This is a genomic window from Pseudomonas sp. 1D4 (assembly GCF_001728925.1).
GTDB classification, from domain to species: Bacteria; Pseudomonadota; Gammaproteobacteria; order Pseudomonadales; family Pseudomonadaceae; genus Metapseudomonas; species Metapseudomonas otitidis.
In genome coordinates this window covers 184,046-201,498 of the sequence record NZ_LXJQ01000002.1, presented here as the reverse complement: position 1 = coordinate 201,498, position 17,453 = coordinate 184,046, and the positions used below count along the sequence as shown (strand labels likewise).

13 protein-coding genes are annotated in these 17,453 nt (G+C 66.3%); 7 read left to right on the top strand and 6 right to left on the bottom strand.

What is annotated here, in order from left to right:
- The 6 genes from A7D27_RS27635 to A7D27_RS02130 all read right to left on the bottom strand — a co-directional run.
- Positions 1–1,367: RHS repeat protein (locus tag A7D27_RS27635; RefSeq protein WP_139134038.1), on the bottom strand; the 1,367-nt coding region annotated here is incomplete at its 3' end.
- A 171-nt stretch (positions 1,368–1,538) separates the two neighbouring features.
- Positions 1,539–1,667, bottom strand: coding sequence for a hypothetical protein (locus A7D27_RS28595; RefSeq protein ID WP_256557142.1), 129 nt, complete (start codon positions 1,665–1,667; stop codon positions 1,539–1,541).
- 99 nt (positions 1,668–1,766) lie between these two features.
- Positions 1,767–1,898: a hypothetical protein gene (locus tag A7D27_RS28590; protein WP_256557141.1), complete on the bottom strand. Its 132-nt coding sequence runs from the start codon at positions 1,896–1,898 to the stop codon at positions 1,767–1,769.
- 102 nt (positions 1,899–2,000) lie between these two features.
- On the bottom strand, positions 2,001–3,590 hold the full coding sequence (locus A7D27_RS02140) for an ABC transporter substrate-binding protein (protein ID WP_069563949.1): 1,590 nt from the start codon (positions 3,588–3,590) through the stop codon (positions 2,001–2,003).
- Positions 3,591–3,710: 120 nt separating this feature from the next.
- Positions 3,711–5,312: an ABC transporter substrate-binding protein gene (locus tag A7D27_RS02135; RefSeq protein WP_069563948.1), complete on the bottom strand. Its 1,602-nt coding sequence runs from the start codon at positions 5,310–5,312 to the stop codon at positions 3,711–3,713.
- A gap of 214 nt (positions 5,313–5,526) precedes the next feature.
- Positions 5,527–6,243 carry an SIMPL domain-containing protein gene (locus A7D27_RS02130; protein ID WP_069560051.1) on the bottom strand — a complete coding sequence of 239 codons (717 nt, stop codon included), beginning with the start codon at positions 6,241–6,243 and terminating at the stop codon, positions 5,527–5,529.
- 262 nt (positions 6,244–6,505) lie between these two features.
- Here A7D27_RS02130 and A7D27_RS02125 point away from each other — a divergent pair, with 262 nt between their 5' ends.
- The 7 genes from A7D27_RS02125 (at position 6,506) to A7D27_RS02095 (ending at position 17,451) form a co-directional block, all read left to right on the top strand.
- Complete coding sequence (locus A7D27_RS02125) at positions 6,506–7,762, top strand: ATP-binding protein (protein ID WP_044409815.1); 1,257 nt, start codon at positions 6,506–6,508, stop codon at positions 7,760–7,762.
- A 22-nt stretch (positions 7,763–7,784) separates the two neighbouring features.
- On the top strand, positions 7,785–8,345 hold the full coding sequence (locus A7D27_RS02120) for a response regulator transcription factor (protein WP_044409812.1): 561 nt from the start codon (positions 7,785–7,787) through the stop codon (positions 8,343–8,345).
- Between the two features lie 296 nt (positions 8,346–8,641).
- The gene (locus A7D27_RS02115; RefSeq protein WP_069560052.1) at positions 8,642–9,583 is read left to right on the top strand and encodes an AEC family transporter; all 942 of its coding nucleotides are present in this window, start codon (positions 8,642–8,644) and stop codon (positions 9,581–9,583) included.
- Positions 9,584–9,720: 137 nt separating this feature from the next.
- Positions 9,721–10,512 (top strand): YfaP family protein, encoded by a 792-nt coding sequence (locus A7D27_RS02110; protein WP_069563947.1) that lies wholly within the window; start codon positions 9,721–9,723, stop codon positions 10,510–10,512.
- A gap of 35 nt (positions 10,513–10,547) precedes the next feature.
- Positions 10,548–12,236 (top strand): DUF2138 domain-containing protein, encoded by a 1,689-nt coding sequence (locus tag A7D27_RS02105; RefSeq protein ID WP_069563953.1) that lies wholly within the window; start codon positions 10,548–10,550, stop codon positions 12,234–12,236.
- Complete coding sequence (locus A7D27_RS02100; RefSeq protein ID WP_139131087.1) at positions 12,236–12,874, top strand: DUF1175 domain-containing protein; 639 nt, start codon at positions 12,236–12,238, stop codon at positions 12,872–12,874. Before A7D27_RS02105 ends, A7D27_RS02100 begins: the two co-directional genes overlap by 1 nt.
- Positions 12,871–17,451, top strand: coding sequence for an alpha-2-macroglobulin (locus tag A7D27_RS02095; RefSeq protein WP_083265503.1), 4,581 nt, complete (start codon positions 12,871–12,873; stop codon positions 17,449–17,451). The genes A7D27_RS02100 and A7D27_RS02095 overlap by 4 nt, the downstream gene beginning before the upstream one ends.
- Positions 17,452–17,453: the final 2 nt, after the last annotated feature.

The window sequence follows — 17,453 nt, the reverse complement described above, 5'->3', positions numbered from 1 at the left end:
CCTTTGTTGTCGGTGCGGGTCTTGACTAGGCCACGGTCGTCGTAGGTGAAGGTGGCGTTGCTGTTGGGGCAGTTGGCCGAGGGTTCGCCTTCGATGGCGGTGATGCGGCGGATGCCCTGGATGGTCTGGAAGCGGTAGGTGGCGCGTTTGCCGAGGGCGTTGGTGACGGTGGAGGAGCCGTCGGCGTTGTAGGCCACGGTGACCTTTTCCGCACCGCCGGCGTGCTCGCTGGAGATGGCGCGGCCCTGGTCGTCGTAGGTCCAGGTGGCGTAGCGGATGCCGCGCTCGTCGGTGATGCCGGTGAGGAGGTTGGGGTTGCGGGTGTCTTCGTAGAGATAGTGTCTAATTAAGCCGTTTGAGTAATTTAATTGCGAGAGTTTGTTTTGAGAGTTGTAGTTAAAAGCGATTTCTATGCTTCCTGATTTTGCGGATAGCAATTGTGCGCCTTTTGTTTTTAATTCTATGCTTCCCGTTGGTGAGTTTACTGTGGTTATATATGCTGAGTGGATTACATGATGGGTTTTACCGTGTTCGATGATTTTTGAAAGTCTGCCGTAGCTGTCAAAAAACATGATTTTGTTTTCTTGGCTGATATAGGTGAATAATCCATTTTCTTGTTTTAGTGTTCCGGTTTTTGGGAGGTTCTCAGTGTAAGAATTTTGGGTCTTTGTAAAGTATATTTCCTTTCCGTCGCTCGTCGTAATGGCAGCGTAATCATCATCAGTAATTATGTAGTCTGAATAGTTGTGGCGCCACATGCCATCGCTGGAGTTGTAGGTGAGGCGTAAATCTGGTAGAGGCATCTCAAACTGAATTTTATTTCCTGTTGAAAACACTATTGGGTTACCTGCGATAGGGCAAGCAGTCTCGTTCGGCATCCCCTTCAGTGAAGCTGCTCGTCCTAAATCTACGCAGCTTCCATCAAGTTGCCGTATCTTGCTTGGGTCCGATGTGCAAGTACTTCCGACATCCTTGGATGGTACTCGGCACCCAATGCCTGGTTTCAGCGTTGCCCCATCAGGGCAGCCGTTTCCTCTCAAAAAGACCTCGCCATTGAGAAAAGGACCTGGTACGTGATTTATGCTTCCATAACAATTCCATTGGTCGTCATATTTTTTTACTGCATAGTAAAATGTATTTCCAGTGTGACTTTCAAGATTTTTACATGCAGCTACTGGTGTTGGTAAGCCAGATTGATAATAATTGCCCCAAGAGTAGTTGTCGCCTAGGCTGGGGATGGATATGGCTAAAAGTGATATTGCTACGATGCAATTTATTGATATGGCGATTTTTTTTCTAAGGGGTGTTTTTGTGATTTGAGAGTGTTGGGTGGGCTGAGTCCATGGTGTTGTTTGATAATCAGACATTATGTATTCCTTTACAGTGGTGCGTATTGATTCTGGTGTAAAATAGAGTGCATGGATAAAGGTGATTTTAATATTTCATTGTATAAAGCGCCTTTGGGCAGCGCTAGCGGCATCGGCGTTGCGTTGTGGCTTGTCCAATTAATATTCCCTGTGAGTCATAACTGTAACTCGTCACACGGTCCGGTGACGGTGAGCGGCAGGAACAGCGTTGTAGGCCACGGTGATCTTCTCCGCACTGCCGGTATGCTCGCTGGATAGCGCGCAGCCCTGGTTGTCGTCGGCGCAGGTTGCAGGGCGCACGCCGCATATTTCGTCGATACCGATAATTGGGTCAGGGCTAATTGGCATCGGACTTCCTTGTCTCAGAGGGACAGGGCATCCCGCCCTGCGATGCGGCAGTCAACCAAATATCCTGGTCGCGTTGCCAGCCCATTTTTCAATTTCGTGATCGGCTCCCACTGCTTTGGCAAGCACCGAAGGAGCCTTCAGCATTTTCTGATCGGCTCCGAAAACCGAGGTGTAGGACGCCACTGGCCCACCTTGTACGCTCACCTTCGCGTGGTCACCCATTCCTCGGGCGGTGACGGGTTCGAATGCCCTTGGCTCCAGCCACTACCCCCGCTTATACGCCGCTCAGTCCCCCTCCCACCTCACCCGCGCAAAGTTGTTCGACCCCAGCGGGTTGAGCTGGTAGCCGCTGACGCCCTTGCGCACGACGGCGAATTGCCGGGGGTGGGCGAGGGGGATCCAGGGGGCTTGCTGGTGGAAGATGCCCAGGGCTTGCCGGTAGAGGGCGGCGCGCTGCGTGTCGTCGCGTTCGGCGCGGGCTTGGCGGATCAGGGCGTCGAAGGTGGGGTCGCACCAGCCGGCGAGGTTTTCGCCGGAGCTGGCGGCGGCGCAGGAGAGGTTGGGGCCGAGGAAGTTGTCCGGGTCGCCGTTGTCGCCGACCCAGCCCATGAACACCAGGTCGTGTTCGCCGTTCTTGGCGCGTTTGATCAGTTCCCCCCATTCGAAGACGCGGATGTCGGCCTGGATGCCGACGGCGGCGAGGTCCGCCTGGAGCATCTGCGCGCCGATGCCGGGGTTGGGGTTGGTGGGGCCACCGCCGGGGCGGGTCCAGATGGAAAGGTGGAAGCCGTTGGCATGCCCGGCCTCGGCCAGCAGCTGGTGGGCGCGCGCGGGGTCGTGGGCCCAGGGCTTCAGGGCGGGGTCGTAGCCGAGCACGCTGGGTGGATAGGGGGCGGCGGCGAGGGTGGCGTTGCCTTCGCCGAACTGGGCGCGCAGGTAGGCGTCGCGGTCGAAGGCGAGGTTGATGGCCTGGCGTACGCGCACGTCGTCCAGCGGCGGGTGGCGGGTGTTGAGGCCGACGTAGGCGACCAGCAGGGCGTCCATCTCCAGCACGTTCAGCTCCGGCTCCTGGCGCAGTACCGGGATGTCGGTGGGGCGCGGGTAGATGGCCACCTGGCAGTCGTTGGCCTTGAGCTTCTGCACCCGCACGTTGGGATCGGGGGTGATGGCCAGCAGCAGCCGGTCGATGGCCGGGCGGCCGCCCCAGTAGTCGGGGTGGGCGGTGAAGCGCACCTGGGCGTCCTTCTCGTAACGCTGGAAGACGAAGGGGCCGGTGCCGATAGGGCGGCTGTTGAGGGCCTCGGGCGTGCCGGCGGCGAGCAGGCGGTCGGCGTATTCGGCGGAGTAGATGGAGGCGAAGCCCATGGCGAGGTCGGCGAGGAAGGGCGCTTTGGGGTGGCGCAGGACGAAGCGGACGCGGTGGTCGTCGAGCTTTTCGATGCGCTCGATCAACTGCCCCAGGGCCATGGATTCGGCATAGGGAAAGCCCCGGGGCGAGCGTTCGTGCCAGGGGTGCCTGGGGTCGAGCTGGCGCTGGAAGCTCCAGAGCACGTCGTCGGCATTGAAGTCGCGGGTGGGGGTGAACCAGGCCGTGGTGTGGAACTTGACGCCCTGGCGCAGGGTGAATTCGTAGCTGAGGCCGTCATCGGAAAGCGTCCAGCGTTCGGCCAGCGCGGGTTCGATGCGGGTGCTGCCGGGGGCGAACTGCACGAGGCGGTCGAAGAGGGTTTCGGCACTGGCGTCGGCGGTGTTGGCGGCGGTGTACTGGACGATGTCGAAGCCTTCCGGGGCGGCTTCGGTGCAGACCACCAGGCTGGGAGCGGCCTGGGTCCAGAGGGGCAGCAGGAGCAGGAAGGGCAGCAGGCGTGGGTGCATCGGGCGTCCTTGGCGTGATGGCCTGCCGCGAATGCGTGCCCGCGGTGGCGGATGGAGGAGGGCGCCCAGTAGCGGGCACCCGGTGCCGGGAGGGCGGGGCGTGGTGCCCCGCCTGCCGGGTTACTTGCCGACGCTCACGCCGTAGAAGGCGTTGAGGGCGAACGGGCTGATCTTGAAGTCCTGCACGTTCTTGCGCATCGGCTGGTAGACCGTGGAGTGGGCGATCGGGGTGATCGGCACCTGGTCCTTGAGGATGTGCTGGGCCTGTTTGTACAGCTCGGTGCGCTGGGCCTGGTCGGGGTTGGCCTTGGCCTGCTTGACCAGCTTGTCGTAGTCGGTGTTGCACCACTTGGAGAAGTTGTTGCCGTCGATGGCGTCGCAGCCATAGAGGGTGCCGAGCCAGTTGTCCGGGTCGCCGTTGTCGCCGCTCCAGCCAATCAGCATGGCGTCGTGCTCGCCGCCCTTGGCGCGCTTGATGTACTCGCCCCACTCGTAGGTGACGATGCGGGCCTTGATGCCGACCTTGGCCCAGTCGGCCTGGAGCATTTCGGCCATCAGCTTGGCGTTGGGGTTGTAGGGGCGCTGCACGGGCATGGCCCAGAGGGTGATCTCGGTGCCTTCGGCCACGCCGGCGGCCTTGAGCAGTTCCTTGGCCTTGTCGGGGTTGTAGCCGGCGTCCTTGATGGTCTCGTCGTAGGACCACTGGGTCGGCGGCATGCCGTTGACGGCGAGCTGGCCGGCGCCCTGGTAAACGGCGTCGATGATGGCCTTCTTGTTCACCGCCATGTCCAGCGCCTGGCGCACTTCGAGCTTGTCGAAGGGCTTGTGGGTGACGTTGTAGGCGATGTAGCCGAGGTTGAAGCCCGGCTGGGACGGCATGTTGAGGTTGGCGTCCTTCTTCAGCGCTTCGAGGTCGGCGGGGCGGGGGAAGAGGGTGATCTGGCACTCGCCGGCCTTGAGCTTCTGCATGCGCACGGAGGCGTCGGTGTTGATGGCGAAGATCAGGTTGTCGATCTTCACGTCCTCGGGCGTCCAGTAGTCCTTGTTGCCGGCGAAGCGGATCTGCGCGTCCTTCTGGTAGCGCTTGAACACGAACGGGCCGGTGCCGATGGGCTTCTGGTTGAGGTCGGCGGCCTTGCCCTGCTTGAGCAACTGGTCGGCGTATTCGGCGGACTGGATGGAGGCGAAGCTCATGGCGAGGTTCTGGATGAAGGCCGCGTCCACCTGGTTGAGGGTGAACTTGACGGTCATGTCGTCCAGCTTCTCGACCTTGGCGATGTTGGCGTCCATGCCCATGTCGGTGAAGTAGGGGAATTCGGTGGGGTAGGCCTTACGGAACGGGTGGTCCTTGTCGAGCATGCGCTGGAAGGTGAACAGCACGTCGTCGGCGTTGAAGGTGCGGGTGGGTTTGAAGTAGTCGGTGGTGTGGAACTTCACGCCCGGGCGCAGGTGGAAGGTGTAGGTGAGGGCGTCGGGGGAGACGTCCCACTTCTCCGCCAGGCCGGGGATGACGGCGGTGCCGCCCCGCTCGAACTGGGTCAGGCGGTTGAAGACGGTCTCGGCGGCGGCGTCGAAGTCGGTGCCGGTGGTGTACTGGCCGGGGTCGAAGCCGGCGGGGCTGCCTTCGGAGCAGAACACCAGGTTCCCGGCGGCGCTGGCCAGCGGTGCGCCGGCGATCAGCCCGGCAGCGAGAAGCGCTTGGATGACGGCGTTTTTACGCATTTTGACCTCATGTCTTGTTGTGTTTGTCATCGTGAGGGGCGCCCTCGTAAGGCGCCTCGCCCGAAACTATGCATGGCACATGCCCGAGGCAAGCCATGGTGGGACATGAGTGTAGAAGCTGTGGCGATGCTGTAAGGCGGTGTCGCAATTCTGCAAGTTCGCGACCGTTCGCAGCCTGGGGCCACCCGTTCGTGCGGGTGGCCCGGGCCCCGTGTCAGGGCATCTGCACCTCGATGACGCCATCGGCGGTGACGTTGACGCGGCTGGTGCCGGCTTCGATCTCCGGTGCCGGGGCGTCTTCGGCCAGCATCATGCTGGCCTTGGCGGCGCGCATGGCCATCATCGGGCGCGGCTGGAAGCCGTCGCTGTTGAGGTTGAGGCTCACCAGCTTGTAGCCGGAGCCGCCCAGGGCCTGGGTCGCCAGTTGGGCGCGGGCCTTGAAGGCGTCAACGGCATCCTTCAGCAGGGCGTCTTCGTTCTTCTTGCGGGTGGCGTCGGCGATGCTGAAATCCATGCCGGCCATCTTCAGGCTGCCCATCAGGTCGGCGCTGAGCTGGGACAGGGCGGCAAAGTCGGCGCTTTCCAGGCGCACTTCGGCGCGCTCGCGCCAGCGGGTGATCTTCTGGCCCTTGTCGTCGTAGACCGGGTAGCTGTTGCGGCTGCCGAGGCTGACGGTGATGCCCTTGGTGGCGCGGGCCTTCTCGACGGCGGCGTTGAGGGTGCGGGTGATCTCGGCGGCCAGCTTGGCCGGGTCGCTGTTCTCGGATTCGCTGAACAGGGTGACGTGCATCAGGTCATGGGCCACGTCCTGGCTGACCTCGGCACGCAGGGCCACCTGGTTGTAGCGCGCCTCATCGGCCATGGCCGGGAGGCTGGCGAAGGCGGCGGTGGCCAGGGCGAGGGCGGCGGAGAGGCGGGTGATGGCTTGCATGTCGGCTCCTTGTGAGAGGCAGTGGGTGTGCGCGCGGTTTGCGGCAGTCAACAGGGTAGACGGGCGTTCCGTGCGGTCCGGGTTAAGACCGCAGGAATTTTTTTCGTTCGATCACGGCCTCGTATTCTCGGCCGCTCTGGTACGCAGGCTGCGCAGTCGCGCTGTCCATGATCCGCCGGCAGTTCAACGATGCGGCGAGTTGACGCATATCAGCGGTGCGCCAGGCACCTTGGTTATACTCCGCCGAATTCTTGGAGTGGCCATGCTCGAACCCTTACACCACCTGTCCGCCAGCCGGCAGAACCTCCTGCGTCTGACCCTCATCCGTGTGCTCGTGCTGGCCGCCCAGGCCGGTTCGGTGGGCCTTGCCTACCGGGCGCAACTGCTGGAGCTGCCCTGGCTGGAGCTGTCGGTGACCCTGGCGGTGTCGCTGGTGCTCTGTGTGAGCACCACCCTGCGCCTGCGCGGCCCGTGGCCGGTCACCGAGCTGGAGTATTCGGTGCAACTGGCCTGCGACCTGGTCATCCACAGCGTGCTGCTCTATTACTCCGGCGGCTCCACCAACCCCTTCGTTTCCTATTACCTGGTGCCGCTGACCATCGCCGCCGCCACCTTGCCCTGGGTCTACACCCTGGTGCTGGCGGGGCTGGCGCTGGCGGCCTACACCCTGCTGCTGGTGTGGTTCCACCCGCTGGAGATGCCGGTGGAGCAGCGCGAGGCGATGCTGATCTACGGCATGTGGCTGAGCTTTGCCCTGGCGGCGGCGCTGATCACCTTCTTCGCCGCCCGCATGACCGAGGAGCTGCGCCGCCAGGACCAGCTGCGCGCCGTGCGCCGCGAGGAAAGCATGCGTGACCAGCAGCTTCTGGCTGTGGCCACCCAGGCCGCCGGTGCCGCTCATGAACTCGGCACCCCGCTGGCGACCATGAGCGTGCTGCTCAAGGAGCTGCGCCAGGAGTACGGCGACAAGCCGGCCCTGCAGGATGACCTGGCGCTGCTGCAGGAGCAGGTGAAGCTGTGCAAGGAAACCCTGCAGCAACTGGTGCGTGCCGCCGAGGCGGACCGCCGCCAGGCCGTGGTGGACCAGACCGCCGTGGAGTGGCTGGAGGCGACCCTCAACCGTTGGCACCTGATGCGCCCGGAAGCCACCTACCGCTACCAGTGCCTGGGCGTTGGCCTGGCGCCGCGCCTGCGCCCGCCGGCCGACCTGACCCAGGCCCTGCTGAACCTGCTGAACAACGCTGCCGACGCCTGTCCGGAGAAACTCGACATTCGCCTGGACTGGGACCATCAATGGATGGTGCTGAGCATCCGCGACCAGGGCGCCGGCGTTCCCCTGGCCATCGCCGAGCAACTCGGCCGGCCCTTCTTCACCACCAAGGGCAAGGGATTCGGCCTCGGCCTGTTCCTCAGCCAGGCCAGCGTGACGCGCGCCGGTGGCACGGTGAAGCTGTACAACCACGAAGAGGGCGGTACCCTCACCGAGCTGCGCCTGCCCCGCAGCCACGGTGTCGCCTGAGCCCACCACGAGAGGACTCGACATGAGCGAAGAACCCCTGATCGACGGCGAAGAACAGCCCCACCTGCTGCTGGTGGACGACGACGCCACCTTTACCCGCGTCATGGCCCGCGCCATGAGCCGCCGGGGCCTGCGCGTGTCGGTGGCCGGTTCGGCCGACGAGGGCCTGGCCCTGGCCAAGGACGACCTGCCGGACTACGCCGTGCTGGACCTGAAGATGGAAGGCGACTCCGGCCTGGTGCTGCTGCCCAAGCTGCTGGAGCTGGACCCGGACATGCGGGTGGTCATCCTCACCGGCTACTCCAGCATCGCCACCGCCGTGGAGGCCATCAAACGCGGCGCCACCAACTACCTGTGCAAGCCGGCCGACGCCGACGACGTGCTGACCGCGCTGCTGTCCCAGCAGGCCGACGTGGAAAGCCTGGTGCCGGAGAACCCCATGTCGGTGGACCGCCTGCAGTGGGAGCACATCCAGCGCGTGCTGGCCGAGCACGATGGCAACATCTCCGCCACCGCCCGTGCTCTGGGCATGCACCGCCGCACCCTGCAGCGCAAGCTGCAGAAGCGCCCGGTCCGTCGCTGAGGCAAACGCGGGGCTCCGTAGCCCGGGCCTCAGCCCGGGAGCGGAGTGGGCGACCAGCCCCGGACTGAAGTCCGGGCTACGCCTACGGCACCGCACCTGCAGGGGCGACTTCAGTCGCCAAGCGGCGCGCAGCGCCGCCACCCCACAGGCACGGGTTCATTCGCGATCAGGCTCCCCTCTCAAGCCAAGGCTCGCTCAGCGCCCTCCGGTTCTTCTCCCCTGAAAGCGTCCTGAAAGCCACTGGTGGCCGGGCCTTGGTATTCTTAGCCGCCTAACCAATCCCGCCCAGGCCCGTCATGTTCCCCGTTGTCCAGCAGATTCTCGGCATCACCGCCCCGGTGTTCTCCATGCTGTTCCTTGGCGTGTTGCTGCGCCGCCTGGGCTGGATCGACGCCCCCTTCATCGACACCGCCTCCAGCCTGGTCTTCCGCGGCACCATGCCGACCCTGCTGTTCCTCGGCATCATCAAGGCGGACCTGAGCACCGCCCTGCAGCCCGCGCTCATCGCCTACTTCGTCGTCGCCACCCTGGGCTGCTTCGGCCTGGCCTGGCTCTGGGCCCTCTGGCGCTGCCCGGAGGCGGACCGGGGCATCTACACCCAGGGCGCGTTCCGTGGAAACAACGGCATCATCGGCCTCGCCCTGGCCACCAGCATGTACGGCGACTACGGCCTGTCGGTTGGGGGTGTGCTCGGGGGCGTGGTGATCCTCTGCTACAACACCCTGTCCTCCATCGTGCTGGCGGTCTACGCACCGGGCATGCGCGCCGACCCCTGGAGCCTGATCAAGGGCGTGCTGAAGAATCCGCTGATCATCGGCGTGCTCGCCGCCATCCCCGTGGCCTACCTGCAACTGCAGTTGCCGGCCTGGCTGATGACCTCCGGCGAGTACTTCGCCCAGATGACCCTGCCCCTGGCGCTGATCTGCATCGGCGGCACCCTGTCGCTGGCGTCCCTGCGCCAGAGCGGCCGCCTGGCCATCAGCTCCAGCCTGATGAAGATGGTCTGGCTGCCGCTGCTGGCCACCGCCGGCGCCTGGGCCCTGGGGTTCCGCCAGGCCGAGCTGGCGATCCTCTTCCTCTACTTCGGCAGCCCCACGGCCGCCGCCAGCTTCGTCATGGCGCGGGCGGTGAACGGCAACCATGCCTTGGCTGCCTCCATCATCGTCATCACCACCCTGGCCGCCGTGGTGACCACCAACATCGGCCTGCTGAGCCTGCAGCTGCTCGGCCTGATCTAGGCCCGATGCCCCGGTCTGCCTGGCCTTGGGTGAGTTGTATCAGAATGTGAGGGGCTTCCGACTCCTCGGTCGCGCGCGTTGCGTCTTGGCGTGGGGAGGGCTAGCATCGCGGCCTTTGCGCCATTAACGGATTAAACATGCGCGCCGTTTCGTTGCTCAGCCTGTTCTTCCTGGCCCCCCTTGCCTGGTCGGCCGAGCCGTCCGCCACGCTGGAGGGCCCTAGTGCCGGCTGGCGCTACGCCGGCTTGCTCGATCGCAGCGAAAACCCGGCGGTTGCCTACCCGACGCCGCCCATCGACCGGGGCGCACAGCGCAACCGCACCCTCATCGAAGGACGCCTGGCCAACATCGGCCACGTCCGCCCGCCGCACCGTCTGGTGGTCAACGGCAACCCACTGCCGCTCTACACCGATGACGCCGGACGTTTCGTCCGCCCGTACGCGTTCGGTGCCGGCTCCAACAGCGTCGAAGTGGTGTCCGGCGACGGCAAGTCGCTCAAGCGCGTGCAGTTCTACGAAGCCAACACCGGCCGCACCCCGGCGCGCCTGCGCGTGGTGCTCGGCTGGGACGATCCCAAGGCCGAACTCGACCTGCACATCGTCACCCCCGACGGCCAGCACGCCTTCTGGGCCGACCCGGTGATGAGCAACGGCGGCGGCCTGGACACCGACAGCGTCGACGGCCCCGGCCCGGAAATGTTCACCATGGCCGCGCCCCTGCACGGCACCTACCTGGTGTACGTGAACTACTGGGGCAACTACGGCGCCAATGGCTACAACTTCGACGCCGGCAGCAACCAGAACGAGGTCATCACGTCGCAGATCAGCCTGGTGTTCAACGAGAACACCGTGAACGAGAAGCGTGAGTCCTTCGTCGTGCCCTTGCGGGCCATCGGTGAGCTGGTGCTCGTCAAATCCTTCAACTTCTGATGTCCCGCCGCGTGGATGAACCGGGGTTTTTCACCATGAACCAGAACACCACTCCTGAAAGCGCCCGCACTGCCCTGGCGCGTCACCCGCGCGCCCTGGCCCTCGGCCTGCTGCTGCCGCTGGCGGCCGCCGGCCTGCTGGGGGGCTGCGACAAGCAGGAACCGCGCGACCTGGCCGAACAGAGCGCCCTGGGGCTGGACCTCAAGCGCCCTGACGCCCTGATCGAGAGCGCCTCCCTCAGCCGCCTGCCCAAGGACATCCTCGCGGTGCCGCTGCTGCGCGACACCCTCACCGAGGACTTCGTCTTCTACTACCAGGACAACGCCGACCGCCTCGGCCTGGCCGGCAGCCTGCGTCGCATCATCTACGAGCACGACCTCAAGCTGCAGGACTCGCTGATCGACGAACTGCTCGACCAGCCCGCTGAAGTCGCGGCCTGGCGGGGTGCCGACGGCAAGCTCAAGCACGTGCTGGTGACCCTGCAGCGCGGCGGCCTGGCCCGAGTGCTGGAGCCACTGGCACACGCGGCCCTGGACGACACCCAACTAAGCCAGGTGGGCGAGCTGCGGGTGGACGGCGACAGCGTGCCGCTGTACAGCCTGCGCTACCTGGGCGAGCGCTCGGTGCTGCTGGCCAGTCATGGCGACAAGCTGCTGGTGCTCTCCAGCCCCGGCATGCTGCTGGACGAATCCGGCAAGCTGGCCCGCGCCGAGACCGAGACGGTCGAGGGCCTGATGGCCGGCGATGATCCCTTCCCCGAGCGTTTCGGCCTCAAGGCCCGTGGCCAGGAGCAGCAGCGCATCGCCCTGGGCGGCGAATTCCTCGCCTTCGGCTACCAGCGCTTCCTGCCCAGCTTTGCCGGCCTGCGCTTCGAGATGGACGACAAGGGCTGGCGCAGCTACGTCGCCCTCAACGAGGTGGACGACCAGGCCAAGTTCGACTTCAAGCCCCTGTGGCAGGCCATGCCCATGGGCGCCAGTGCCTGCGTCGCGCTGCCCGTGGCGCCGGGCGTGAATGCCCGCCTGCTGGACCGCGTCGGTGCCGGCAAGGAGGTCACCGAGCAGCTCGGCAAGCGCCTCGGCACCACCGCCGGCCTGTGCTGGTACGCCGACTCCCGCCTGCATTCGCCGCTGCTGGTGGCCCACCTCGACGAGGCGGCCTCCGGCCAGATGGACCCGGCCATCGAAGGCCTGTTCGGCTCGGTGATCGGTGCCTTCGAACCCTATGCCGAAGGCGGTCGCTTCCCGCTGGAGAGCCAGACCCGGGGCGCCGCCCGCATCTGGGCCCGCGACGTCGGCTCCAACTTCGGCCAGTACCCCGCATCCCAGAGCGCCAACCCCGATGCCCTGGCCTCCCGTGGCTACTTCCACGTGAGCCTGGCGCGCCATGGCGACACCCTGCTGTTCTCCCTGGACGACAAGCTGGTGACCAAGGGCCTGGATACCCTCGACAAGCGCTTCCCGCCCTTGGGCGAGACCCTGCCCAAGGACGCCCTGGTGCCGGCCTACCTGGCCCCCGAAGGCCTGGCCAAGCTGCTGGAGCGGGAAACCCTCGACAGCCTGCCGAGCAACGACGAGCCGGTGTTCCGCAACGCCGCCGAAGCCCACCTGCTGCCCAAGCTGCGGGCCCTCGGTGGCCACGGCAAATACGCCCTGGCGCTGCCGGCCGACACCCAGGCCAGCGACCCGTGGGAATGGCTGCCCCTGGAATGGCGCTCCCTGTGATCCGTCGCCTGCCGTTCGGGCTGGCCGCGCTGCTGATGGTGTGGAGCCTGGTGCTGCGCGCCGACGAAACGGTGGGGCTCGATCCCGAGCAGTCCCAGGTGTTCCGCGCCTGGTTCGTGCGCATCGCCCAGGAGCAGCTGCGTCAGGGCCCGAGCCCGCGCTGGCACCAGCAGGATTGCGCCGGCCTGGTGCGCTTCGCCGCCAACGAGGCGCTCAAGGTCCACGACGCCAAGTGGCTGCGCGCCAATGGCCTGTCCAACCGCTACCTGCCGCCGGAGCTGGAGCTGAGCGACGCCCAGCGCCAGCTCGCGCAGAACTGGCAACAGGGCGGTGGCAAGGTCGGCCCCTACGTCAACGCCATCAAACTCATTCAGCACAACAGCCGGTTCGCCGGCCGCGACCTCAACCAGGCCCGTCCCGGCGACCTGATCTTCTTCGACCAGGGTGATGACCAGCACCTGATGATCTGGATGGGGCGGGAAATCGCCTACCACACCGGCACCAGCACCCCGACCGATAACGGCATGCGCTCCGTCAGCCTGCAACAACTCATGAAATGGAAGGACACCCGATGGATCCCCGACGAATCCAACCCCAACTTTATCGGCATCTATCGACTGAACTTCCTCGCCCGATGAACGCCAGCCCCCTGCGCCGTGTGGCGCGCCTGTCCGCTGCCGCGCTGATGGCGCTGGTGCTGCCCCTGGCCCTGCCGGCGCTCACCCAGGCCGAGGACGAGGTGCCGGCCAGCGGCTACACGCCCCTGGCGGGCGAGTCCTTCTTCCTGCTCTCCGATAGCAGCTTCGCCACCGATGAAGTGGCCCAGGTGCGCCTGGAGGCTCCGGGCCGCGACTACCGTCGCTACCGGATGGAGGAATACGGCGGCGTCGACATCCGCGTGTACCGCATCGAGAACCCCCTCGACTTCCTCAAGCGGCAGAAGAACCTGCACCGCGTGAGCACCGAGGGCGACTTCAAGGGCGAGGGCCTGTCCAACACCCTGGCCTACCTCTGGGACAACTGGTACCGCAAGTCGCGTCGGGTGATGCAGCGGGCCTTCTCCTACGAGTCGCGCAAGCAGGTCACCGAAGAAGCACCCGAACTGAGCATGGGCGAGGCCATCCGCCAGCCCACCGAGTTCACCCCGCAGGTGCAGTACGCACCGCTCAAGGGCATGCCGATGGTGGCGCAGTTCCGCTACCCGCTGTGGCAGGCCAAGCCCATCGAGCCGCCGAAGGGCGTCGAGCTGGCCGGCTCCTCCAGCCAGTTCACCAGCACCCAGCCGGGCAACGTCTACATCCCCCTCGGCAAGCTCAAGCCCGGCCTGTACCTGACCGAAGCCATCGTCGGCAAGTACCGCGCCACCACCGTGGTGTTCGTCTCCAACACCGTGGCCGTGAGCAAGATCGCCGGCGGTGAGCTGCTGGTGTGGACCGCCCGCAAACATGAAGGTACGCCGGTGGCCGATGCCAAGGTGCTGTGGAGCGACGGCCTGGGCGTGATGACCAGCGGCACCACCGACGCCCAGGGCCTGCTGCGCCTCGGCCACGGCAGCCCCGAGCGTTCCTACGTACTGGGCGAGGATGCCGAAGGTGGCGTGTTCGTCTCCGAGAACTTCTATTACGACAGCGAGATCTACGACACCAAGCTCTACGCCTTCACCGACCGCCCGCTGTACCGCCCGGGCGACTGGGTCGAGGTGAAGATCGTCGGTCGCGAATTCAAGAACGCCCGCGACTCGGTCGCCCCCACCGCCGCGCCGCTGAAGCTCAGCGTGCTTGACGCCAACGGCACCGAGCTGCAGACCCTGGACCTGGCGCTGGACGGCCAGTCCGGCACCCAGGGCCGCTTCCAGTTGCCGCGCAACGCCGTGGCCGGTGGCTACGAACTGCGCTTCCGCTACCGCGACCAGATCTACAGCAGCGCCTTCCGCGTGGCCGAGTACATCAAGCCGCACTTCGAGGTGTCGCTGGACCTGGCCAAGCCGGACTTCCGCACCGGCGAGCCGGTGAAAGGCGCCCTGGTGCTGCTCTACCCGGACGGCAAACCGGTGGCCAACGCCCGCCTGCAACTGAGCCTGCGCGCCCAGCAGTTGTCGATGATCGACAACGAACTGCAGTACCTCGGGCAGTTCCCGGTGGAGCTGGAGAGCACCGAGCTCACCACCGACGCCCAGGGCCGTGCCGAACTCAACCTGCCGGCCGCCGAAAAGCCCAGCCGCTACCTGCTCACCGTGTTCGCCAGCGATGGCGCCGCCTACCGCGTGCGCACCAGCAAGGAGATCCTCATCGAGCGCGGTGCGGCCCGCTATGTCCTCACCGCGCCGCAACGCTTCAGCAGCGCCGGCGAGTCGGTGCACTTCAGCTTCCGCAGTGAGCGCCCGAGCGACCTCAAGCCGGCCCGCTACGACTGGGTCCGCCTGGAAGACCAGAGCACCCAGGGCGGCACCCTGGCCGGCGGCAGCGACGGCTTCGACCTGAAGTTCGAGCGCCCCGGCACCTACAGCATCACCCTGAAGGACGACAAGGGCCTGATCCTCGGCGCCACCGGCCACTCGGTCAGCGGCGACGGCGTGAAGTCTGTGGCCGGCACCATCGAGATCGTCCTCGACAAGGCCGAGTACAAGGCCGGCGAGGAAGCCCTGGCGCTGATCACCTTCCCCGAGCCGGTGAGCGATGCCCTGCTGACCCTGGAGCGCGACAAGGTGGAAGCCACCGCGCTGCTGTCCAAGGGCGGCGACTGGCTGAAGCTGGAGCGCCTCTCCGACACCCAGTACCGCGCGCGCATCCCGGTGGGCAAGACCTTCTCGCCCAACATCACCTTCTCCGCGTTGTACACCCGTGGCGGCGACTACAGCTTCCAGAACGCCGGCATCAAGGTGGCCACGCCGCAGATCGACATCGAGGTGGTGGCCGACAAGGAAGTGGCCCGCCCGGGTGACACCGTCACCGTCGAGCTGACCACTCGCTACGAAGGCAAACCCACCGCCTCGCGCCTCACCGTCAGCGTGGTGGACGAGATGATCTACGCGCTGCAGCCGGAGATCGCCCCGGGCATCGACCAGTTCTTCTACCACCCGCGCCGCAACAACGTGCGCACCAGCGCCAGCCTCTCGTTCATCGCCTACGACCTGGCCCTGCCCGGCAGCGCCACCGCGCCCGGCCGCGCCAACCGCAGCGACCGAGGCGTGAAGGTGCTGGAGCGTCCGCGCCGCGAGGACGTGGACACCGCCGCCTGGCAGCCGGACCTGGTCACCGACGCCAACGGCAAGGTGCGCTTCAGCTTCCGCGTGCCGGACTCCCTGACCCGCTGGCGCATCACCGCGCGGGCCATGAACGCCGATGGCCAGGTGGGCCAGAAGCGCCAGTTCGTGCGCTCCGAAAAGCCGCTGTATCTCAAATGGAGCGGCCCGACCACCTTCCGCAAGGGCGACCGCCCGACCCTCGGCCTGTTTGCCTTCAACCAGGGCGAAGCGGGTTCCAAGGCCGAACTGGTGACCCGTTACGCCGGCCAGGAACAGCGCACCACAGTGGAACTGGCCAAGGGCATCAACTACCTGCCGCTGACGGTTCCGGCCGTGGCCGAAGGGGACTTCCACGCCGAACTGGTGCGTGACGGCCAGGCCGTCGATGCCCTCGACGTGGCCCTGCACCTGGCTGCCGACGGTTGGCCGAGTGCCCAGAGCAAGAGCCTGGTGGCCTACGCCGGCAAGACCGAGCTGGGCCTGCCGGCTGACGCCAGCGCCATCCGCCTGCGCCAGGACGACAACGGCCAGGCCCTGTTCCGTGGCGCCCTCGACGACCTGCTCGCCTACCCCTATGGCGGCGTCGAGCAGACCGCCAGCCGCCTGCTGCCGCTGGCCGTGGCCTACCCGACCCTGTCCCAGGGCGAGCGCCGCGTGAGCGACCGCCTGCGCCTGATCATGCAGACCGGCCGCCTGCGCCTGGTGCAGATGGCCGGCCCGGACGCGGTGTTCACCTGGTGGGGCGACGAGGCCGATGCCGACGCCTTCCTCACCGCCTACGCCTACTACGCCGACTGGTACACCAGCCGTGCCCTGGAGGTTCAGCTGCCGCCGGACCACTGGCAGCGCGTGCTGGACACCTACGCCGCCCAGGCCCCCAACACCCCGCTGCTGCAACGTGCCCTGGTGCTGGCCTTCGCCCGCGACATGGGCTTGCCGGTGAACACCCTGATGGAAGGCCTGATGGCCGACCTGGCCGCCGCCGGTGAGGGCGAGGACGTGCCCGAGGTGGACGACGGCCGCGCCAGCCTGGTGATGGCCGCACCGGAGTCGTCCCTCGGCCTGGCGGCTGCCCGCGTGCTCACCGCCGGTCTTGCCCGTCAGCTGCAAGTCCGCGTGCCGGCAGCGCTGGACGCCCAACTGGGTGCCGCCCGCGAGCGTCTGTCCGCCAGCCAGCAGCCCTTCGCCGAAGCCCTTGGCCTGTACCTCAATGGGGCCGACCCGGTGCGTGCGGCTGCCCTGCTCAAGCGCCTGGCGCCGGGGCAGTCCACCGTCGAGCGCGCCCTGGCCCTGACCTGGCTGCAACGCAGCCTGGACAAGGCCGGCCCGGACCTGGTCATCGCCCCGCAAGGCGACTGGCAGGCCCGCGAAGGCGACAGCGGCGAACGCTACTGGCAGTGGCATGGCCAGGGCGTGCCCGCCACCCTCGACCTGCCGACCGACCTGGCCCACCCGGTGGACGTGCGCCTGGATTACCAGAGCGCCCAGGCTGCCGGCGCGGGTGCCGCCCTGCCGGTGGCGATCAGCCGCCGCCTGCTGCGCCTGGTGCCGGGCAGCGAGCCCTTCACCTTCAAGGCCGAAGAGGCCAAGCCCGGTGACATCTCCAGCGACGCCCTCTACCTGGACGAAGTGGTGCTGAACGCCCAGGCCGGCCGCGCCCTGCGCTATGGCCTGCTGGAAGTGCCGCTGCCGCCCGGTGCCGATGTCGAGCGCACCACCTGGGGCATCCAGGTTTCCGGCCTGGAAGGCGAGGAAGCCTCCGCCCTGGAGAAGGCCCGCAACGAACCGGGGCAGATGGTCTACGCCGTCCCGGTGGATCGCCTGGAAGGTGCCCTGGTGCTGCGTCACTTGGTGCGCTTCTCGCAGAAAGGCGAGTTCCAGTTGCCGCCGGCGCGCTACGTCCGCCTCTACGCGCCGCAGGAGCAGGCGCTGGAGAGCGAACCGGCGCTGGGACAGATCAAGGTCGATTGAGA

Excerpts from the sequence above, each read along its gene's own strand:
- A7D27_RS02140 (WP_069563949.1), bottom strand. The coding sequence starts at position 3,590 with ATGCACCCACGCCTGCTGCCCTTCCTGCTCCTGCTGCCCCTCTGGACC.
- A7D27_RS02135 (WP_069563948.1), bottom strand. The coding sequence starts at position 5,312 with ATGCGTAAAAACGCCGTCATCCAAGCGCTTCTCGCTGCCGGGCTGATC.
- A7D27_RS02130 (WP_069560051.1), bottom strand. The coding sequence starts at position 6,243 with ATGCAAGCCATCACCCGCCTCTCCGCCGCCCTCGCCCTGGCCACCGCC.
- A7D27_RS02125 (WP_044409815.1), top strand. The coding sequence starts at position 6,506 with ATGCTCGAACCCTTACACCACCTGTCCGCCAGCCGGCAGAACCTCCTG.
- A7D27_RS02120 (WP_044409812.1), top strand. The coding sequence starts at position 7,785 with ATGAGCGAAGAACCCCTGATCGACGGCGAAGAACAGCCCCACCTGCTG.
- A7D27_RS02115 (WP_069560052.1), top strand. The coding sequence starts at position 8,642 with ATGTTCCCCGTTGTCCAGCAGATTCTCGGCATCACCGCCCCGGTGTTC.
- A7D27_RS02110 (WP_069563947.1), top strand. The coding sequence starts at position 9,721 with ATGCGCGCCGTTTCGTTGCTCAGCCTGTTCTTCCTGGCCCCCCTTGCC.
- A7D27_RS02105 (WP_069563953.1), top strand. The coding sequence starts at position 10,548 with ATGAACCAGAACACCACTCCTGAAAGCGCCCGCACTGCCCTGGCGCGT.
- A7D27_RS02095 (WP_083265503.1), top strand. The coding sequence starts at position 12,871 with ATGAACGCCAGCCCCCTGCGCCGTGTGGCGCGCCTGTCCGCTGCCGCG.